Below are 17,906 nucleotides of genomic sequence, written 5' to 3' on the forward strand. Positions count from 1 at the left end.
GTCCTCTGCCCGCTCGTGGCGGTTCCCCCGCACACCCATCCCCACACCCGACGGAGCACCAGTGAGCGTCACCAGCCCACCCCGGCAGCGCACGGAGCCCGCCCCCGCGCGACGCATCGGCACGCGCACGTCCGGCCTCGGCGGAAAGATCTTCTCCGGGCTCGCGCACGGCGCGGGCATCCTCATCCTCGTCACGCTCGCCGCCGTCGCGGCGTTCCTCGTCGTCGAGGCGTGGCCCGCGCTAACGGCCAGCCCCGAGGAGCTCGCGGAGATCTCGTGGTTCTCCGGCGGGTCCCTGCTCGCCTACATCGGCCCGCTGGTCTTCGGGACGGTCCTGGCGTCGATCCTCGCGCTCCTGCTCGCGGTCCCCGTCTCGGTCGGCATCGCGCTGTTCATCTCGCACTACGCGCCGCGCCGGCTCGCGCAGGGCCTCGGCTACCTCGTCGACCTGCTCGCCGCCGTGCCGTCCGTCGTGTTCGGCCTGTGGGGCGCGCTCTGGCTGGCGCCGGTCCTCGACCCGTTCTTCGAGTGGCTGACGACGACGCTGGGCTTCATCCCGCTGTTCGAGGGGTACCAGCGCCCGCGCGCAACATCATGACGGCGGGCGTCGTGCTCGCGGTCATGCTCCTGCCGATCGTCACGGCGGTCTCGCGCGAGGTGTTCCTCCAGACGCCGACGCTGCACGAGGAGGCCTCGCTCGCCCTCGGCGCGACGCGGTGGGAGATGATCCGCCAGGCCGTCATCCCGTTCGGCCGCTCCGGCGTCATCAGCGCCGCGATGCTCGGCCTGGGGCGCGCGCTCGGCGAGACGATGGCCGTCCTCATGGTCATCTCGCCCGGGCTGCTCTACTCGTTCTTCCTCCTGAAGCCGGGCCAGCACCAGACCATCGCGGCCAACATCGCGGCGCAGTTCCCCGAGGCGTCGGGCATGTCGGTGAGCGTCCTCATCGCCACCGGCCTGGCCCTGTTCGTCATCACCTTCGCCGTCAACTTCGCCGCCCGCGCGATCGTCGCGCGCCGCAAGGACTTCTCGGGAGCCAACTGATGACCGCCACCACCCCCGTGCAGGAGACACCCCTGCGGCTCACCGCGGGCGGCACGCGGCTGCCGCGCTGGGTGCCGTACGCGTTCGTCGGCGGCTCGCTCGTCGTCGCCTACCTCGTCCTGCTCGTCCTCGGCGGGCCGACGATCGCCGGCGTCCTGGGGCTCGGCGCCGCGGTCTACGCGGTCGGCCTGACGATCACGTCGCGCGTGGTCGAGGGCGGGCGCTACGCCGCCGACCGCCTCGCCACCACGCTCGTCACCTTCGCGTTCCTCCTCGCCATGATCCCGCTCGTCTCGCTCGTGTGGACCGTGGTGTCCTACGGGGCGACCCGGTTCGGCTGGGACTTCCTCAGCACGGACATGATGGGCGTCTACGGCTCGATGACGAGCGGCGGGGTCTACCACGCGATCATCGGGACGCTGCTCGTCACCCTGGCGTGCGCGGTCATCGCCGTCCCGCTGGGCATCCTCACGGCGATCTACCTCGTCGAGTACGGGCGCGGCCACCTCGCCCGCGGCATCACGTTCCTCGTCGACGTCATGACGGGCATCCCCTCGATCGTCGCCGGCCTGTTCGCCTTCGCGCTGTTCACGCTGATCTTCGGCCCGGCGTACCGCGCGGGGATCATGGGCGCCGTCGCGCTCGCCGTGCTCATGACGCCGGTCGTCATCCGCTCCGTCGAGGAGATGCTGCGCCTGGTGCCGAACGAGCTGCGCGAGGCGTCCCTCGCCGCTGGGCGTGCCGAAGTGGCTGACCATCGTCAAGGTCGTCCTGCCCACGTCCATGGCCGGCATCGTCACCGGCGTCATGCTCGCCGTCGCGCGGGTCATCGGCGAGACCGCACCGCTGCTGCTGACCATCGGCCTCGTCAACTCGGTCAACTGGGACCTGTTCGACGGCCGCATGGCCACGCTGCCCGTGTTCGCCTACCGCCAGTGGGCGCAGGGCGGCACGGGCGTCGACCGCGCCTGGGCGGCCGCGCTCACCCTCATCATCATCGTCATGCTCCTCAACCTGGCGGCACGCCTGGTCAGCCGCTGGTTCTCGCCCAGGAAGACCCGATGAGCACGTCGGCAGCCGCCCGCACCGGCGGCGACCCCTCGACCCCTCGACGGTCGGCCGGACCGGCCGCCGGGACCCCGGAAGGACCCCACGCCATGAGCAACCGCATCGACGTCAAGGACCTCAACATCTACTACGGCGACTTCCTCGCCGTGCAGGACGTCAGCATGACGATCGAGGCGAAGTCGGTGACGGCCTTCATCGGCCCGTCGGGCTGCGGCAAGTCGACGTTCCTGCGGACGCTGAACCGCATGCACGAGGTCATCCCCGGCGCGCGGGTCGAGGGCACCGTGGCCATGGAGGGCGTCGACCTGTACGGCAACGACGTCGACCCGGTCGCCGTGCGCCGTCAGGTGGGCATGGTCTTCCAGCGGCCCAACCCGTTCCCCACCATGTCGATCCGGGAGAACGTGCTGGCGGGCGTGAAGCTCAACAACAAGCGCATGTCGCGCAAGGACGCCGACGAGCTCGTCGAGTCCTCGCTGCACGGCGCGAACCTGTGGAACGAGGTCAAGGACCGCCTCGACCGGCCCGGCTCGGGCCTCTCGGGCGGTCAGCAGCAGCGTCTGTGCATCGCGCGCGCGATCGCGGTGAAGCCGCAGGTCCTCCTCATGGACGAGCCCTGCTCCGCCCTCGACCCGATCTCCACCCTGGCCATCGAGGACCTCATCGCGGACCTCAAGGACCAGTACACGATCGTCATCGTCACCCACAACATGCAGCAGGCGGCGCGCGTGAGCGACCGCACGGCGTTCTTCAACATCGCGGGCACGGGCAAGCCCGGCCGCCTGATCGAGATGGACGACACCGCGACGATGTTCTCCTCGCCGTCGGAGCAGGCGACCGAGGACTACATCTCCGGTCGCTTCGGCTGACCGCCGGCGGCCGGCCTCGCACGGGCCGCACGGACGACGACGCGCGCCCCCCGACGGGGTGCGGCGCCGTCGTGCGTGGCGGGGACGTCAGGGGACGTAGGGGGCGTACTCCTCGAGCGTGCCGTCGACGACGGGGACGGGCACCGTCTTCTCCTCCCCGGTGCTGACCCGGACGGTCATCGGCAGGACGCCGCCGGGAGGCTCCGGCACGCTGCCGAGCTGGGCGTCGAAGCCGTCGTCCGCGCCGAGGTACACGGCGTCGCCGGCGTCGACCGGGATCGAGAGCGCGGCCCCGCCCTCCGGAGCGATCTCGAACTCCACGTCCTCGCGCGAGTCGTTCGCGAACGCGCCCACGAGCGTGCCCGGCTTGCCCTCGGCGGCGGTGATCATGAGCAGGTTGACCGCACGCAGGTCGTCCGTGAGGTCGACGCGCAGGCCGTCGGAGGGCGAGTACGGCCGCGTGGTCTCGATCGGGGCGCACGCGGCCGTGACGGCCACTCCCGCGACGACGACGGGGACCGCCCAGAACCGCAGGGTCCGGGCTGCTCGGGTGGTCGTGGTGCGGGTCACGTGCTCTCCAGGGGCGCGAGGGGCGATCTTGTCGGCCCCAGCCTAGTGCGTCGGGGGCTCGTGGGCGGCTCGCCGCCGCGCGCGGGCCGGTGCCGTGAGCGGCGTCACGCCGTGCGCCGAACGGGTGGTGCCGCGAGGACCTGGGCAGGCCGTCGCGAGGCCGTCGGGAGGCCGTCGGGAGCTCGTCGGGCGGGCGCGCGGGGTCGGTTCGCGACGGGGGAGGACACGCTGGCTGACCTGCGGGGACGGGCCTCGCGGGGGCACTCCCACCCGCGGGCGGGCTCGGATGTCCACAGTTCCGCGTGGTAAGGTGGGCCTCCGCGAAAGGGGACATCTGAAGATGACGTTCACAGTAGGCGAGACCGTTGTCTACCCGCACCACGGTGCCGCACTGATCGAGGAGATCAAGACGCGCACGATCCGCGGAGAGGACAAGATCTACCTCAAGCTCAAGGTCGCCCAGGGCGACCTGACCATCGAAGTCCCAGCCGAGAACGTCGACCTCGTCGGCGTGCGTGACGTCGTCGGCCAGGAGGGTCTCGACCGCGTCTTCGAGGTGCTGCGTGCACCTTACACGGAGGAGCCGACCAACTGGTCGCGGCGGTACAAGGCCAACCTCGAGAAGCTCGCGTCGGGCGACGTGATCAAGGTGGCGGAGGTCGTCCGCGACCTCTCGCGCCGGGACGCCGACCGGGGCCTGTCCGCCGGCGAGAAGCGGATGCTCTCGAAGGCGCGCCAGATCCTCGTCTCGGAGCTCGCGCTCGCCGAGCACACCGAGGAGGAGAAGGCCGAGGCCATCCTCGACGAGGTGCTCGCGTCCTGACGCACCGGGCCCCGCCCGGATCGACCCCACGGGAGGGCGACCGTCCGCACGGACGGTCGCCCTCCCGTCGTCGTGCGGCCGGGTGGCCGTCGTCGGCGAGCGTCCGGGATAGCGTGTGGCCGTGCCGACTCTCGCCGTCCTGACCGCCGCGGGCTCCGGGTCCCGCCTCGGGATGGACCTGCCCAAGGCTCTCGTCGAGCTCGAGGGCCTGCCGCTGGTCCTCCACGCGGCGCGCCGGCTGTGCGCCTCGGGCGCGGTGGACTCCCTCGTCGTGACGACGCCGGCGGGCCTCGCCGAGCACGTCGCCGCGATGCTGGCCGACGACCCGGGGGTGGACCGGCCCGTCCGCGCCGTCGAGGGCGCCGGCACCCGGCAGGCGTCCGTCGCCGCCGGGCTGCGCGCGGGTCTGGACGACGCCGTGGAGGGCGCGGCCGTCGACGTCGTCCTCGTGCACGACGCCGCGCGCCCCCTCGCGTCGCCGGAGCTCGTGCGCCGCGTGGTCGCCGCCGTGCGCGCGGGCCACGGCGCCGTCGTCCCCGGCGTGCCCGTGACCGACACGATCAAGCGGGTCCTGCCGGACGCCGGGGGCGTGGAGCGCGTGGTGCAGACCGTCGACCGGACAGTGCTGCGCGCCGTGCAGACCCCGCAGGGCTTCGACCGCGCACTGCTCGAGCGCGCCCACGCGGCGGCCGCGCACCGCGACGGCGACGAGTCGCTGTCCGCGACCGACGACGCCGGGCTCGTGGAGGACCTCGGCGTCGCCGTGCACGTGGTGCCCGGGGAGGGCGTGGCGGCCAAGATCACCACCGCGCACGACCTGCGGGTCGCCGCGCTCACGCTCCAGGAGGCACGATGACGGTCCCCGGACTGCCCCGCACCGGCGTCGGCGTCGACGTCCACGCGTTCGCGCCCGACGGCCAGGACCGGCCGCTCATGCTCGGCGGTCTGCGCTGGCCCGGCGAGCGCGGCCTGTCCGGTCACTCGGACGCGGACGTCGCGGCCCACGCCGCTGCGGACGCGCTGTTCTCCGCGTCGGGTCTCGGGGACCTCGGCTCGAACTTCGGGACGAGCGCGCCGGAGTGGGCCGGGGCGAGCGGGGTGAGCCTGCTCGCCGAGGCGGCGCGACGCGTGCGCGCCGGCGGGTTCGAGATCGGGAACGTCGCCGTCCAGGTCATCGGGAACCGCCCGCGGGTCGGGCCGCGACGGGCGGAGGCCGAGGCGGCGCTGAGCGCCGCGGCGGGAGCGCCCGTGACGCTCACCGCGACGACCACCGACGGCCTGGGGCTCACCGGGCGCGGCGAGGGCGTGGCCGCGGTGGCGACGGCGCTCGTGGTCGCCGTCGGCGGCGAGTCGTGAGCCGACGTCAGCCCGCCGGGCCCACCCGGACGCTCTCGACGGCCTCGCGCGCCTGCGCGGCACCCTCGGCGTCGTCCCGCGCGTACGACGCCGTGATCTGCACGACCCACGTCGCGCCGTCGGCGGGTGCCTCGACGAGCAGGATCTCCTGGGCGACGAGAGCCCCCTCGTCCTCGAAGGTGCCCGACACGCGGTACGCGGGTGCCTCGCCGAGCGTCGTGGGCCCCTGCCCGTCGGCGTCCTGCTGCCACCCGGCGAGGTCCTCGACGTACCCGACCGTGTCGTCCCCGGCCTCCTCGAGCGACTGCGTCGCGGTCTCGGCGGTGACGACGACGTTCGCCCGGGCCGCGGGCGAGCCGCCGGCCTCGTCCGACCGGACGAGGAACGCCCCGTCCTGCGTGGACCGCTCCCAGCCGGCGGGCGCGGTGAGCGTGGCCGGGACGCCGGGGACGTCGTACGTCACCGGGCCCTCGGGCGCGGGGGCGTCGGCGGGTCCGCAGGCCGCCGTCACGGCCAGGACGGCCGCCGTCGCCGGGACGGTCAGGAGGCGGTGGGTGGTGGCGCGGCGCACGGGGCTCCGTTCGGTCGGCTCGGGTCGCCCGGCGTGTCGCTCACCGGGACGCGTCGCCATTCTCGCGCGCGCCGGGACCTTGGAGCCGACGACCTTTCGATCGCGACACGCCGAAAGTGCCAGGTGCCCGCAGAAATACTAGCTCGACGCCAGTGCATAGAGGTGCTGGACCCTGAGAAGCACGACATATGGAACGATTTGCACATGAACCGAATGTCCGTCGAAGAACGCCGGGCCCAGCTCGTGGACGCCGCGATGACCATCGCGGTCCGCGAGGGGGTGGAAGCGGTCACGATCCGCGGCGTCGCCGCTGAGGCGGGCGTCTCGCTGGGCGTCGTCCACTACTGCTTCGAGGACAAGGACGAGCTGCTCCAGGCGATGGGGAACAGTCTCGCCCTCGTCGCCTCCGAGCCCGTCCGTGCGTCGCTCGAGGCGAGCACCGACATCGAGGTGCTCGCGCACGCCGCCGCCGACGCGCTCTGGGAGGGGCTCACGCCCCGGCGCCACATGCGGCTGCTGACCTTCGAGTTCGCGACGGCGGGCGTGCGCAGCCGGGCGCTGCGGTCCGTCGCGCACGCGCACCTCGAGCAGACCTGGAACATGACCGAGGGAGTGCTCCAGGAGGTCGCGCGCCGCGCGGGCGTGACGTACAAGCTCGAGATCCGCTTCCTGGCGCGCCTCGTGGCGGGATACATCGACGGCATCGAGATCGCGTGGCTCGTCGAGCAGGACGACGACGCGGCGATCGCGAGCTTCCACGCGCTCGCGGACTACGTGCTCACTCAGGTCGTTCCGCCGGCCGGGGCGGGCGCGGACGCGTCGTGAACGCTCACCCGCGGACGGGGCCGAGCACCCTGTCGGTGTAGACGTTCACGAACACGCCGTCCGGGTCCGCGGCGTCGCGCACGGCCACGAAGTCCTCGAACCGGGGGTACAGGGCGCGCAGCGCGCGGCGTCGAGGCCGTGCAGCTTGCCCCAGTGCGGGCGGCCGCCCACCTCGGCCACGACGCGCTCCACGGCGTCGAAGTAGCGCTCGTGCGGCAGGCCGGCGTACTGGTGCACGGCGACGTAGGCGGTGGCGCGCCCGTGCGCGGTCGACAGCCAGACGTCGTCGGGTGCGGCGAACCGCACCTCCACCGGGAACGGCACGCGCTCGCCCGAGCGGTCGAGCCAGCGGTCGACCTCCGTGAGGACGTCGACGAGGTGCGCGCGCGGCACGGCGTACTCCATCTCGCGGAACCGGACCCGCCGCGCGGTGACGAACACCTGGTGCGACGGTGCGACGTAGGTGCGCGGGGCGAGCGCCCGCGCGGACACCGCGTTGAGGCGAGGGGTCGCGCGCGGCACGGCGGCCGCGAGCCGGTTGACGAGCTCGAACGCGCCGTTCGACAACAGCTCCTCGTCGAGCCACGTGCGGGCGCGCGCGACGGCTCCGGGCCCCGACGAGCGCAGGCGCTCGAGCTCCGCGGCCTCGTCGTCGGGCGCCAGGCGGTTGTTGCGCTTGGTGAGCGCACGCCGCGTGTGCGGGAACCAGTAGAACTCGAAGTGGTCGTTGCCGCCGACGAGGCCGTCCGGGTCGTCGTCCGCGGCCGCGAGACCGTCGAGCACGCGGTCGAGGGGCCACGGCTCCTCCTGGGCGCGGAGCAGGAACGCCGGCACGACGTCGAGCGTGACCGCAGAGAGGACGCCGGTCGCCCCGAGCCCGAGCCGGCTCGCCTCGAAGAGCCCCGGGTCCTGCGCGGGCGTCGCCTCGCGCACCTCGCCGTCCGCGCCGACGACGCGCACGCCGCGCACGCGCGTCGCGAGCCCGCCGAGGCGCGCACCCGTGCCGTGCGTGCCGGTCGAGATCGCGCCCGCGACCGACTGCCGGTCGATGTCGCCGAGGTTGGGCATCGCGAGGCCCGCGGCGGCGAGCGCGGCGTTGAGCCGGTGCAACCGCATGCCCGCGCCCACCGTGACGTGCATCGCGTCCCCGACGCGCGCGACGCGCTCCACGACGTCGAGCCGGTCCAGGTCGAGCAGCAGCCCGTCGGTGACCGCCGCGGGCGTGAAGGAGTGCCCGGCGCGACGGCGCGCACGTGCAGGCCGTCGGCGGCGGCGCGCGCCACGTGCGCGGCGAGCTCGGCCTCGTCCTGCGGGGACGCCCGGCGCTGCGGCTGGGCGCGCGCCGTCCCGGCCCAGTTGGTCCAGGGGCGGACGGCGTCGTCCGTGGTGCGGGGCCCGTCGGCGGGCGCCGCCGGCGTCGGTGCAGGCGTCACAGCACGAAGGTTCTCACGGCGCCGCGCCGTGGCACCGCTGTCAGAGGCGGTTGGCGTACCTTTCTCGCATGGGCGACGCCAGGAGCGCCCGCGTGCCGGGGGGCCGCGCGGCGGGGGCCGGGGACCAGGACGGGCACGGTGCGGTCGACGTGCCGGAGAACCTGACGACGCTGCTCTCGCGGCTGCGGCGCGCCACCGCGGGCCTGGACGGGCCGCTGGCCGTGGTGGACCTCGACCGGTTCGACGCCAACGCCGCCGACCTCCTCGCCCGGGCGGTCGGGACGCCGGTCCGCGTCGCGTCCAAGTCGGTCCGCGTGCGCACCCTCGTCGAGCGAGCCGGACAGCGCGGGTTCACGGGCGTCATGGCCTACTCCCTGCGCGAGGCGCTGTGGCTCGTGCGCCACGGCACGCGCGACGTGCTCGTCGGCTACCCCAGCGCCGACCGCGGCGCGCTCGCCGATCTGGCGCACGACGAGGTGGCGCGGCGCGAGATCACGCTCATGGTGGACGAGCCCGCCCACCTCGCCCTCGTCCGTCGCGCGCTGGTCGCGGCCGACCTCGGCGACGACGCGCCGCCCGTGCGGCTGTGCCTCGACGTCGACGCGTCGCTGCGGGTTCGGCTGGGGCCGTTCGCGCTCCACCTCGGGACGCGACGCTCGCCCGTGCGCACCCCGGAGGCGGCCGCCGCGCTCGCCGTGCGCGTGGCCGCCGAGCCCGGGACGAGCCTGCGCGGGCTGATGTTCTACGAGGCGCAGGTGGCGGGCCTCCCGGACACGGACCCGGTGGTGCGCCTCGTCAAGCGTGCCTCCGTGGCCGACCTCGCCACCCGGCGCGGCGCGGTCCTCGCGGCGGTGCGGGACGTCGTCGGGCACGACGTGGAGCTCGTCAACTCGGGAGGCACCGGGTCCCTCGAGACGTCGTCGGCCGACCCGGTGGTCACGGAGGTGACGGCCGGCTCGGGCCTCTACGTGCCGGGCCTGTTCGACGGCTACCGCGCGTTCCGGCCGCGCCCGGCGGCCTTCGTCGGCCTCGACGTGGTCCGCGTGCCGGCCGGCGGGTGGGCGACGGCGTTCGGCGGCGGCTACGTCGCGTCCGGACCCGCGTCGCGCACCCGGCTGCCGCGGGTCGCGACGCCCGGGTGGGGGCTGTCCCCCCGCGAGGGCGCCGGCGAGGTGCAGACGCCCCTGCACCGCACCGGGCGACGGGGGGACGCGCTCGACGTGGGGGACCGGGTGTGGTTCCGCCACGCCAAGGCGGGCGAGGTCATGGAGCGCTTCGACGTCGTGCACCTCGTCCGGGGCGACGAGGTCGTCGACGTCGTCCCGACGTACCGGGGCGAGGGCCGGTCCTTCGGCTGACAGGGCCGGTACCGGCCGGTACCCGGCCGCCCGGGCGGGGCGGGGGGTCGCGGTTCCGCCCCCGACGGCCGTCCCCGGTAGCCTTGCGCTCGTGACCCTTCGCCTGTTCGACACCGCCACGCGGGACGTGCGCGACTTCGTGCCCCGGACACCCGGCGAGGTCGGCATCTACCTGTGCGGCGCGACGGTGCAGGCGGCGCCCCACGTCGGCCACATGCGCTCGGCCGTCGCGTTCGACGTGCTCGTGCGCTGGCTGCGGCGCACCGGGTCCCGCGTGACGCTGATCCGCAACGTCACCGACATCGACGACAAGATCCTCGCCAAGTCCGCCGCGGCCGGCGAGCCCTGGTGGGCCTGGGCCGCGACCTACGAGCGCGCGTTCACCGCCGCGTACGACGCCCTCGGCGTCCTCCCGCCGACCTACGAGCCGCGTGCCACCGGCCACGTGCCCGACATGGTGGAGCTCGTCCGGCGGCTCGTGGACCGCGGGCACGCGTACGTCACCGCGCCCGGCGACGTCTGGTTCGACGTGCGGTCGTGGCCCGAGTACGGCGCGCTGACGAACCAGCGCCTCGAGGACCTCCAGCCGGTCCCCGGCGACGTCCCTGCCGACGCCGAGGAGGCGGCCGCCAAGCACGACCCGCGCGACTTCGCCCTGTGGAAGGCGCCGAAGGAGGGCGAGCCCGCGACCGCGTCGTGGGACACGCCGTTCGGCCGCGGCCGGCCCGGCTGGCACCTCGAGTGCTCGGCCATGGCCCGGCGGTACCTCGGCGACACGTTCGACATCCACGGCGGGGGCCTCGACCTGCGCTTCCCGCACCACGAGAACGAGCTCGCGCAGTCCCGCGCCGCCGGTGACGCGTTCGCGCGGCACTGGCTGCACAGCGCCTGGGTCACGCAGGGCGGCGCGAAGATGAGCAAGTCGCTCGGCAACGGCCTCCTCGTGCGCGAGGTCCTGGAGAGCACGAGCCCGGTCGTCGTGCGGTACGCCCTCGCGTCGGTGCAGTACCGCTCGATGCTCGAGTGGACGCCCGCGACGGTCGCCGAGGCGGAGGCCACGTGGGAGCGGCTCGCCGGCTTCGTGCAGCGCGCGACCGAGCGCGTGGGCGACGTGGGCGACGTGCGCGACGCCGAGCTGCCCGCCGCGTTCACGGCCGCGATGGACGACGACCTCAACGTGCCCGCCGCGCTCGCGGTCGTGCACGAGCACCTGCGCGCGGGGAACTCCGCGCTCGCCGACCGCACGGCGGCCGCCGACGCGGTCGCGCGGCACCACCTCGTCGCCCTGCGCGCGATGCTCGACGTGCTCGGGCTCGACCCCGGCGACCCGCGGTGGGCGGACGCCGGCGACTCCCGGTACGCGGCCGCGCTCGACGCCGTGGTCGGCGCCGAGCTCGCCGCCCGCGCCGAGGCGCGCGCCGGCCGCGACTTCGCCACCGCGGACGCCATCCGCGACCGGCTCGCCGCGGCGGGGGTGGTCGTCGAGGACTCCGCCGACGGCGCGCGGTGGAGCCTCGCCTGAGCGCGGCTCCCGCACCACCACCGACCTGACCGACCGACGACACGACGGGTAGACCCATGGCTGGCAACTCACAACGACGCGGCGCGACGCGCAAGCCCGGCAGCAAGAAGGGCGCGACCGTCGGCTCCGGCGGGCAGCGGCGCAAGGCGCTCGAGGGCCGCGGGCCCACGCCGAAGGCCGAGGACCGCGTCTACCACGCGGCCCACAAGCGCAAGGTCGCGGCGGAGAAGAAGGCCGCCGGGCAGCGTCCCGGTGCGGCGCGCGGCGGCGCGGGGGACCGGGGCCGAAGGGGCGCGGCGCGGCCGAGGAGGTGGTCGCCGGACGCAACTCCGTGCTCGAGGCGCTGCGGGCCGGGATCCCGGTCGAGGCCGTCTACCTGTTCTCGCGCCTCGACGCCGACGACCGCACGCGCGAGATCCTCGACATCGTCTCCGGCCGCGGCTACGAGCTGCTCGAGGTCGGCAAGCCCGAGCTCGATCGGCTGACCGACGGCGCCGTGCACCAGGGGGTCGCGCTGCGCGTGCCGCCCTACGACTACGCCGACGTCGACGACCTGCTCGACGCCGCCGCGGCGACGGGCCGTCCGCCGCTCGTCGTCGCCCTCGACGGCGTCACCGACCCCCGCAACCTCGGCGCCGTGCTGCGCTCCGCGGGCGCGTTCGGCGCGCACGGCGTCCTCGTGCCCGAGCGCCGCGCCGCGGGCGTCACGGCGTCGGCGTGGAAGGTGTCCGCGGGTGCCGCCGCACGCGTCCCCGTCGCGCGGGCGACGAACCTCGTGCGTGCGCTCGGCGAGCTGAAGAAGGCCGGCTGCTTCGTCGTCGGGCTCGACGCCGGCGGCACGACGGCGATCGGGGACCTTGCGCTCGCGACCGAGCCGCTCGTCGTCGTCGCCGGGTCCGAGGGCAAGGGGCTCTCGCGCCTCGTGCGCGAGGCGTGCGACGTCGTCGCCTCCATCCCCATCGACTCCGACACCGAGTCCCTCAACGCCGCCGTCGCGACCGCCATCTCGCTGTACGAGGTCGCCCGCCTGCGTGCCGCGGAGGCCTGACGGCGCGCAGGCGGCGCCTCAGCCGTAGTACTCGGGGTCCTTCTCGCCCGGCGCGAGGCCGAGCACCGACTTCTCGTCCGGGCGGTGCTGCAGCACGTCCTCGACGTACGACCGGGTCGCCTCGGACATCGGCACGTCGCGGCGGGCGCGCTCCGAGACGTACCACCGGTGGTCGAGGATCTCGTGGAACAGCTGCGCCGGCTCGAGCTTGCGCCGCAGGTGCCGCGGGACCGCCTGGATCGTCGGCTCGAACACGCCGCTCAGCCAGTCGTGCGCGACGAACTCCTCGTCGTCGTTCTGCCGGTCCGTCGCCGCCCGGAACGAGTCGAGGTCGTTGAGGAGCCGGCGCGCCTGGTTCTCCTGGACGTCGAGGCCGGTGAGGCGCAGGAGCCGTCGCGAGTGGTGCCCCGCGTCGACCACCTTGGGCTGGATCTGCACCGACGTGCCGTCGATGTCCGTCGTGATCGCCAGCTCGCCGACGTCGAACCCGAGGTCGTTGAGCCGCTCGATGCGCGCGGCGACGCGCCACCGGTCGGCGGTGTCGAACGACTCGGACGTCGTCAGCGCGTCCCACAGCTCGGTGTAGCGCTCCACGAGCGCGTCGCCGATCGCCACCTCGTCGACGTCCTCGTCGAGCAGCTCGCCCGCCGCGAGGTCCATGAGCTCGCCGATGATGTTGGTGCGGGCGAGGTCGACGTCGTACGAGCGCTGGCCGGGGGAGAGCTCGCGGTGCAGGTCGCCCGTCTCCGCGTCGACGAGATAGGCGGCGAACGTCTCCGCGTCGCGGCGGAACAGGGTGTTCGACAACGAGACGTCGCCCCAGTAGAAGCCGGCGAGGTGGAGCCGCACGAGCAGCACCGCCAGCGCGTCGATGAGCCGCGTCGCCGTGTCCGGGCGCAGCGCCTGGCTGAAGAGCGCCCGGTACGGCAGCGAGAACTGCAGGTGCTCCGTGATGAGCACGGCCTCGAGGGGCTCGCCGTCGGGCGCCTTGCGGCCCGTGATGACGCCGACCGGCACGACGCTCGGCACCTCCAGGCGCCGCAGCTGCCGCAGCAGCTCGTACTCGCGGTACGCGACGGACTCGCCGATCTCCTTGATCGCGATCACGCGGCCCGAGAGACGCACGAACCGCACGATGTGGCGGGAGATGCCTCGTGGCAGCGCGGCGAGCGTCTCGGCGGGCCAGTGCTCCAGCGGGACGCCCACGGGAGGTCGAGCAGGGCCGGGTCGGGTGCAGACGCGGTGATCTGCAGGGAGTGCACGGTCACGACTCCATTGTCCATGGTCGGTGCGCCTCGCTCGCCGTCGTCGGCTCGTCGGCTCGTCGGCCTGTCGTGGTCGCCCTCCGCCGACGCCTGCGCGAGGGCGGGGCGGGTCGACCATCCGCCGCTCGTGCCTCGCGGCTCCCGCCAGACCCGCCACGACCCGCCCCACCCTCGCTCCGGCATCTGTTCGTCCGGCCACGTCCCCGTGCTCGGCGAACCCCGGGTCGCCCACCGATCGGAGGTCGGAGCGGGGCGTAGGCCGGGGTTCGACGGGACGAGCGGGGCGTGTCTCGGGGGTCGGCGGAAGAGCGAGAGGCGACCCCCGGTGACGGCGCGCCCGAAGGGCGTCGGCCCGGGACGACGAAGGGCGGGCCCGACCCGGAGGTCGGACCCGCCCTTGTCGGCGGTGCAGGTGTCAGCGGCCGACGTCAGCCGAGACGCTTGCCGGACGCGTAGGAGAAGACGTGCGACTGACCCGGACGGATCGTCACGTAGATGCGCTCGCCCTTGGCCGGGACGTTGCGCGGGTCGACGCGGACGATGACCTGGTTCTCGCCGGCACCGGAGGTGACGTGCGCCTCGAGGGCACGGGGGCCGACGAGCGTGCCGTAGACGAACGCGTCGGAGCCGAGCTCCTCGACGATGTTGACCTCGACCGGGAACGACGACTCCGAGGCCTGCGAGACGACGTCGAGCGACTCGGGACGGAAGCCCAGCGTGACGTGGTTCTTGTCGGCCTCGGTGAGCTGGCCCGCGACGTCGCGCTCGAGCGGGACGCGCGCGTCACCGATCTTCGCGTACCCGCCCTCGACCTCGAACTGGGCGAGGTTCATGGCCGGGGAGCCGATGAAGCCGGCGACGAACACGTTGGCGGGGGTGTCGTACATCTCGCGCGGCGTGCCGACCTGCTGGAGCAGGCCGTCCTTGAGGACCGCGATGCGGTCGCCCATCGTGAGGGCCTCGGTCTGGTCGTGCGTGACGTAGACCGTGGTGACGCCGAGACGACGCTGGAGCGACGCGATCTGCGTTCGGGTCTGCACGCGGAGCTTCGCGTCGAGGTTCGACAGCGGCTCGTCCATGAGGAACACCTGCGGCTGGCGCACGATCGCGCGGCCCATGGCGACGCGCTGGCGCTGGCCACCCGAGAGGGCCTTCGGCTTGCGGTCGAGGTACTCGGTGAGGTCGAGGATCTTCGCGGCCTCCTCGACGCGCTGGCGGATCTCCGCCTTCGGCGTGCCGGCGATCTTCAGCGCGAAGCCCATGTTGTCCGCGACGGACATGTGCGGGTACAGCGCGTAGTTCTGGAAGACCATCGCGATGTCGCGGTCCTTCGGCTGGACGTCCGTGACGTCGCGGTCGCCGATGTAGATGTGGCCCTGGTTGACGTCCTCGAGACCCGCGAGCATGCGCAGGGACGTCGACTTGCCGCAGCCCGAGGGGCCGACGAGCACGAGGAACTCGCCGTCCTCGATGTGCAGGTTGAGCTGGTCGACCGCGGGGCGCTCGGTCCCGGGGTAGATCCGGCTCGCGTGGTCGTAGGTGACCGTAGCCATGACTGGTACATCCCTCCACCGGCAGGTACGTGCCGGACGATCCGTTGTGCAGTGACGTGCAGTTGAGTGTCCTGTCGACGGTGCTCAGGCCTCGATGGCGGTCGAGCGTGTCTTCGACGACACAGAAGAAGCCGGGCCCCGAGGGGCCCGACGTCATCGTGGAGCCGATACTACCTCCCGTGGGTGAGTGCTGGGTCACACCCCGGTCACGATCGGCGTCCGGCCTCCTCGAGGCTCCGGCGAGCGCGTGCAGCGCCGCGGCCAGCCCGTCCGCGTCGGCGACGCGGTACGTCGCCCGCGTCTCGCCGGGCCCGACCTTGACCCCCAGGTCGCCGTCGCCCAGGACGGCGAACGCGGTCTCGTCCGTCGTGTCGTCGCCCGCGTACAGCACGCGCGCGCGGCCGCCGGTCCCCGCGTCCTGCCCGACGACGTCGCGCAGCCGGTCCACCGCCTCGCCCTTGGACGTCTCGAGCACCGCGACCTCGACCACGTCCTTGCCGTGCATGGCGTGCAGCCCCAGGTGCTCCGCGACCGTGTCCGCCGCCGCCTGCGCGGCGACCGTGTCGTCGGCCGAGGCGAGACGCGTGTGGAGCACGGCGGCGCTGGGCTTGTCCTGCACCCACGCGCCCTCGCGGCCGGCGACGGCGGCGGCGAACCCCGCGCGCAGCTCGGCGAGCCGGCGCTCCTGGTCGCCGGTGAGCTCGACCGGCACCGCGTCGACCCCGTGGGGCTCGACGTGCCCGGTCTCCGCCCCGTGGCTGCCGACGAGGTACGTCGCGGCCGGCGGCTCGCTGCAGCGCGCGAGGTCCTCGAGGTTGCGCCCGGAGACCAGGGCGAGCCGCGTCGTCGTGCCCTCGAGCGCCCCCGCGAGCCGGTCGACCGCGGCGCGGGCGGACGACGCCATCCGCGCGGCCGTCGGGTCGTCGACGAGCGGGGCCAGCGTCCCGTCGAAGTCGAGCGCGACGAGCGCCGCACCGGGCGCGCGGCGAACGCGCGGACGGCGGCGGCGAGCTCGTCGGCCAGGTCGTGCTGCGGCGGGGTCGGCACCGTGCTCACGCGTCGTCCCTCCCGGCGTCGCGGGCCGGCCCGGCCACCGGTGCCTCGACGAGCTGGCGGTACGGGCGCGGGACGCGCGACGGCATCGCCGTGAGCACCCCGAGGAAGGACTCCGACCACTTGGCGACGTCGTCGTTGAGCACGCGACGCCGCAGCCGGCGCATGCGCTTGCGCTGCTCGCGGTGGTCCATGTGCGAGGCCGCGACGATGATGTCCTTCATCCCGTCGATGTCGTGCGGGTTGACGAGCAGCGCCCCCGAGGCGAGCTCGTCGGCGGCCCCGGTGAACTCCGAGAGCACGAGCACCCCGCGGTCGTCCGACCGGGCGGCGACGTACTCCTTCGCGACGAGGTTCATGCCGTCGCGCAGCGACGTGACGAGCATGACGTCGGCCGCGAGGTACAGCGCGGCCATCTCCTCCGCCGGGTACGAGTGGTGCAGGTAGTGGATCGCCGCGTGCCCGATCTCCGCGTACTCGCCGTTGATGCGCCCGACGAGCCCCTCGACGTGCTCGCGCAGCTCCTGGTAGGCGTCGACGTTCTCGCGGCTCGGGCTCGCCACCTGGACCAGCGTCGCGTGCTCGACGTCGAGCCGGCCGTCCTGGAGGATCTCGCCGTAGGCCTTGATGCGGTGCCGGATGCCCTTGGTGTAGTCGAGCCGGTCGACGCCGAGCATCATGCGTCCGGGTCGCCGAGATCGGCGCGGATCTCCTCCGCGCGGCGCTGCACCTCGGGCCTGCGCGCGAGCTCGTCGAAGTGCCGGGAGTCGATCGAGATGGGGAACGCGGCGGCGCGCACGTGCCGGTCGTGGCCGTCCGGCCCCGGGACGGTGATCATCGGGCCGCGCGTGGTGTAGGCGCGCAGCCGGCGCACGGCGCGGATGAAGTTCGCCGCGTCGCCCGCGCGCTGGAAGCCGACGAGGTCCGCGCCGAGGAGTCCGTCGAGCACCTGCCGCCGCCACGGGAGCTGCTGGAACAGCTCCAGGGGCGGGAAGGGGATGTGGTTGAAGAACCCGATCCGCACGTCGGGGCGCTGCTCGCGGATCATCTGCGGCACGAGCTGGAGCTGGTAGTCGTGCACCCACACGACGGCGCCCTCGGCCGCCTGCGCCACGGCCGCGTCGGCGAAGCGCTGGTTCACCCGCCGGTACGCGTCCCACCAGGCGCGGTGGTACGTCGGCGGGGAGATGACGTCGTGGTACAGCGGCCACAGCGTGTCGTTCGAGAAGCCCTCGTAGTACCGCTGGATCTCGTCCTGGCTCAGCGTGACCGGGACGAGGCGCATGTCGTCGGCGTCGAAGGGGTCGCTCGCGAGGTCGGGCGCCCCGGACCAGCCGACCCACGCGCCGTCGGACGCCTGCATGACCGGCGCGAGCGCGGTGACCAGGCCGCCGGGGGACCTGTTCCACTGGACGTCACCCCCGGGCCCGACCGTGAAGTCCACCGGGAGGCGGTTGGCCACGACGACCAGATCGAACCCTTCTTTGCCTGACAATCGACTTCTCCTTGAGCTTCGATGGATCACGCCTGGGTCGTCCCAGGGTAGTC

10 protein-coding genes and 7 pseudogenes are annotated in these 17,906 nt (G+C 74.0%); 10 read left to right on the plus strand and 7 right to left on the minus strand.

Going from position 1 to position 17,906, the window contains the following annotated elements; all coding sequences use genetic code 11:
* Positions 1–61: 61 nt before the first annotated feature.
* From pstC to pstB, 3 genes and pseudogenes are all read left to right on the plus strand, one after another.
* Positions 62–1,044: pseudogene (gene pstC, locus BJF88_RS14630) on the plus strand (phosphate ABC transporter permease subunit PstC).
* Positions 1,044–2,109 (plus strand): annotated as a pseudogene (gene pstA / locus BJF88_RS14635) (phosphate ABC transporter permease PstA). The pseudogenes pstC and pstA overlap by 1 nt, the downstream one beginning before the upstream one ends.
* A 92-nt stretch (positions 2,110–2,201) precedes the next feature.
* Positions 2,202–2,981 (plus strand): phosphate ABC transporter ATP-binding protein PstB, encoded by a 780-nt coding sequence (pstB, locus tag BJF88_RS14640; protein WP_075829344.1) that lies wholly within the window; start codon positions 2,202–2,204, stop codon positions 2,979–2,981.
* Between the two features lie 87 nt (positions 2,982–3,068).
* Here pstB and BJF88_RS14645 read toward each other — a convergent pair whose 3' ends face one another.
* Entirely contained in the window at positions 3,069–3,551 is a 483-nt protein-coding gene (locus BJF88_RS14645; RefSeq protein ID WP_075829345.1) for a hypothetical protein, read from the minus strand.
* A 340-nt stretch (positions 3,552–3,891) separates the two neighbouring features.
* Here BJF88_RS14645 and BJF88_RS14650 point away from each other — a divergent pair, with 340 nt between their 5' ends.
* The 3 genes from BJF88_RS14650 to ispF all read left to right on the plus strand — a co-directional run bounded on the left by BJF88_RS14650 (position 3,892) and on the right by ispF (position 5,730).
* Positions 3,892–4,374 carry a CarD family transcriptional regulator gene (locus tag BJF88_RS14650; protein ID WP_024841917.1) on the plus strand — a complete coding sequence of 161 codons (483 nt, stop codon included), beginning with the start codon at positions 3,892–3,894 and terminating at the stop codon, positions 4,372–4,374.
* Positions 4,375–4,495: 121 nt separating this feature from the next.
* A complete protein-coding gene (ispD, locus tag BJF88_RS14655) occupies positions 4,496–5,230 on the plus strand; it encodes a 2-C-methyl-D-erythritol 4-phosphate cytidylyltransferase (RefSeq protein ID WP_075829408.1) in 735 nt (244 codons plus the stop codon).
* The gene (gene ispF, locus BJF88_RS14660) at positions 5,227–5,730 is read left to right on the plus strand and encodes a 2-C-methyl-D-erythritol 2,4-cyclodiphosphate synthase (protein ID WP_075829346.1); all 504 of its coding nucleotides are present in this window, start codon (positions 5,227–5,229) and stop codon (positions 5,728–5,730) included. The genes ispD and ispF overlap by 4 nt, the downstream gene beginning before the upstream one ends.
* Positions 5,731–5,737: 7 nt before the next feature.
* Here the strand turns inward: ispF and BJF88_RS14665 are convergent, their stop codons facing one another.
* Positions 5,738–6,301 carry an LpqN/LpqT family lipoprotein gene (locus tag BJF88_RS14665; RefSeq protein WP_158068953.1) on the minus strand — a complete coding sequence of 188 codons (564 nt, stop codon included), beginning with the start codon at positions 6,299–6,301 and terminating at the stop codon, positions 5,738–5,740.
* 204 nt (positions 6,302–6,505) lie between these two features.
* Here BJF88_RS14665 and BJF88_RS14670 point away from each other — a divergent pair, with 204 nt between their 5' ends.
* Entirely contained in the window at positions 6,506–7,126 is a 621-nt protein-coding gene (locus tag BJF88_RS14670) for a TetR/AcrR family transcriptional regulator (RefSeq protein ID WP_083649166.1), read from the plus strand.
* A gap of 4 nt (positions 7,127–7,130) precedes the next feature.
* On the opposite strand, the pseudogene BJF88_RS14675 reads toward BJF88_RS14670, so the two are convergent.
* Positions 7,131–8,559, minus strand: a pseudogene (locus BJF88_RS14675) (D-arabinono-1,4-lactone oxidase).
* Positions 8,560–8,627: 68 nt separating this feature from the next.
* On the opposite strand from BJF88_RS14675, the gene BJF88_RS14680 reads away from it, so the two are divergent.
* The 3 genes and pseudogenes from BJF88_RS14680 (at position 8,628) to rlmB (ending at position 12,487) form a co-directional block, all read left to right on the plus strand.
* Complete coding sequence (locus BJF88_RS14680) at positions 8,628–9,917, plus strand: alanine racemase (protein ID WP_187346232.1); 1,290 nt, start codon at positions 8,628–8,630, stop codon at positions 9,915–9,917.
* Between the two features lie 91 nt (positions 9,918–10,008).
* Positions 10,009–11,439, plus strand: coding sequence for a cysteine--tRNA ligase (cysS, locus tag BJF88_RS14685; protein ID WP_075829349.1), 1,431 nt, complete (start codon positions 10,009–10,011; stop codon positions 11,437–11,439).
* Between the two features lie 56 nt (positions 11,440–11,495).
* Positions 11,496–12,487 (plus strand): annotated as a pseudogene (gene rlmB / locus BJF88_RS14690) (23S rRNA (guanosine(2251)-2'-O)-methyltransferase RlmB).
* A gap of 18 nt (positions 12,488–12,505) precedes the next feature.
* Here the strand turns inward: rlmB and BJF88_RS14695 are convergent.
* The 4 genes and pseudogenes from BJF88_RS14695 to BJF88_RS14710 all read right to left on the minus strand — a co-directional run bounded on the left by BJF88_RS14695 (position 12,506) and on the right by BJF88_RS14710 (position 17,853).
* Positions 12,506–13,770 (minus strand): annotated as a pseudogene (locus BJF88_RS14695) (DUF4032 domain-containing protein).
* 410 nt (positions 13,771–14,180) lie between these two features.
* Positions 14,181–15,305, minus strand: coding sequence for an ABC transporter ATP-binding protein (locus tag BJF88_RS14700; RefSeq protein WP_075829350.1), 1,125 nt, complete (start codon positions 15,303–15,305; stop codon positions 14,181–14,183).
* A 301-nt stretch (positions 15,306–15,606) separates the two neighbouring features.
* Positions 15,607–16,245 (minus strand): annotated as a pseudogene (gene otsB, locus BJF88_RS14705) (trehalose-phosphatase); the annotation flags it as partial.
* Between the two features lie 112 nt (positions 16,246–16,357).
* Positions 16,358–17,853 (minus strand): annotated as a pseudogene (locus BJF88_RS14710) (trehalose-6-phosphate synthase).
* Positions 17,854–17,906: the final 53 nt, after the last annotated feature.

It is taken from the genome of Cellulosimicrobium sp. CUA-896 (assembly GCF_001942335.1).
In the GTDB taxonomy this organism is placed as follows: Bacteria; Actinomycetota; Actinomycetes; order Actinomycetales; family Cellulomonadaceae; genus Cellulosimicrobium.

Coding starts and splice junctions, on each gene's coding strand:
- pstB (WP_075829344.1), top strand. CDS start 2,202: ATGAGCAACCGCATCGACGTCAAGGACCTCAACATCTACTACGGCGAC.
- BJF88_RS14650 (WP_024841917.1), top strand. CDS start 3,892: ATGACGTTCACAGTAGGCGAGACCGTTGTCTACCCGCACCACGGTGCC.
- ispF (WP_075829346.1), top strand. CDS start 5,227: ATGACGGTCCCCGGACTGCCCCGCACCGGCGTCGGCGTCGACGTCCAC.
- BJF88_RS14670 (WP_083649166.1), top strand. CDS start 6,506: ATGAACCGAATGTCCGTCGAAGAACGCCGGGCCCAGCTCGTGGACGCC.
- BJF88_RS14680 (WP_187346232.1), top strand. CDS start 8,628: ATGGGCGACGCCAGGAGCGCCCGCGTGCCGGGGGGCCGCGCGGCGGGG.
- BJF88_RS14700 (WP_075829350.1), bottom strand. CDS start 15,305: ATGGCTACGGTCACCTACGACCACGCGAGCCGGATCTACCCCGGGACC.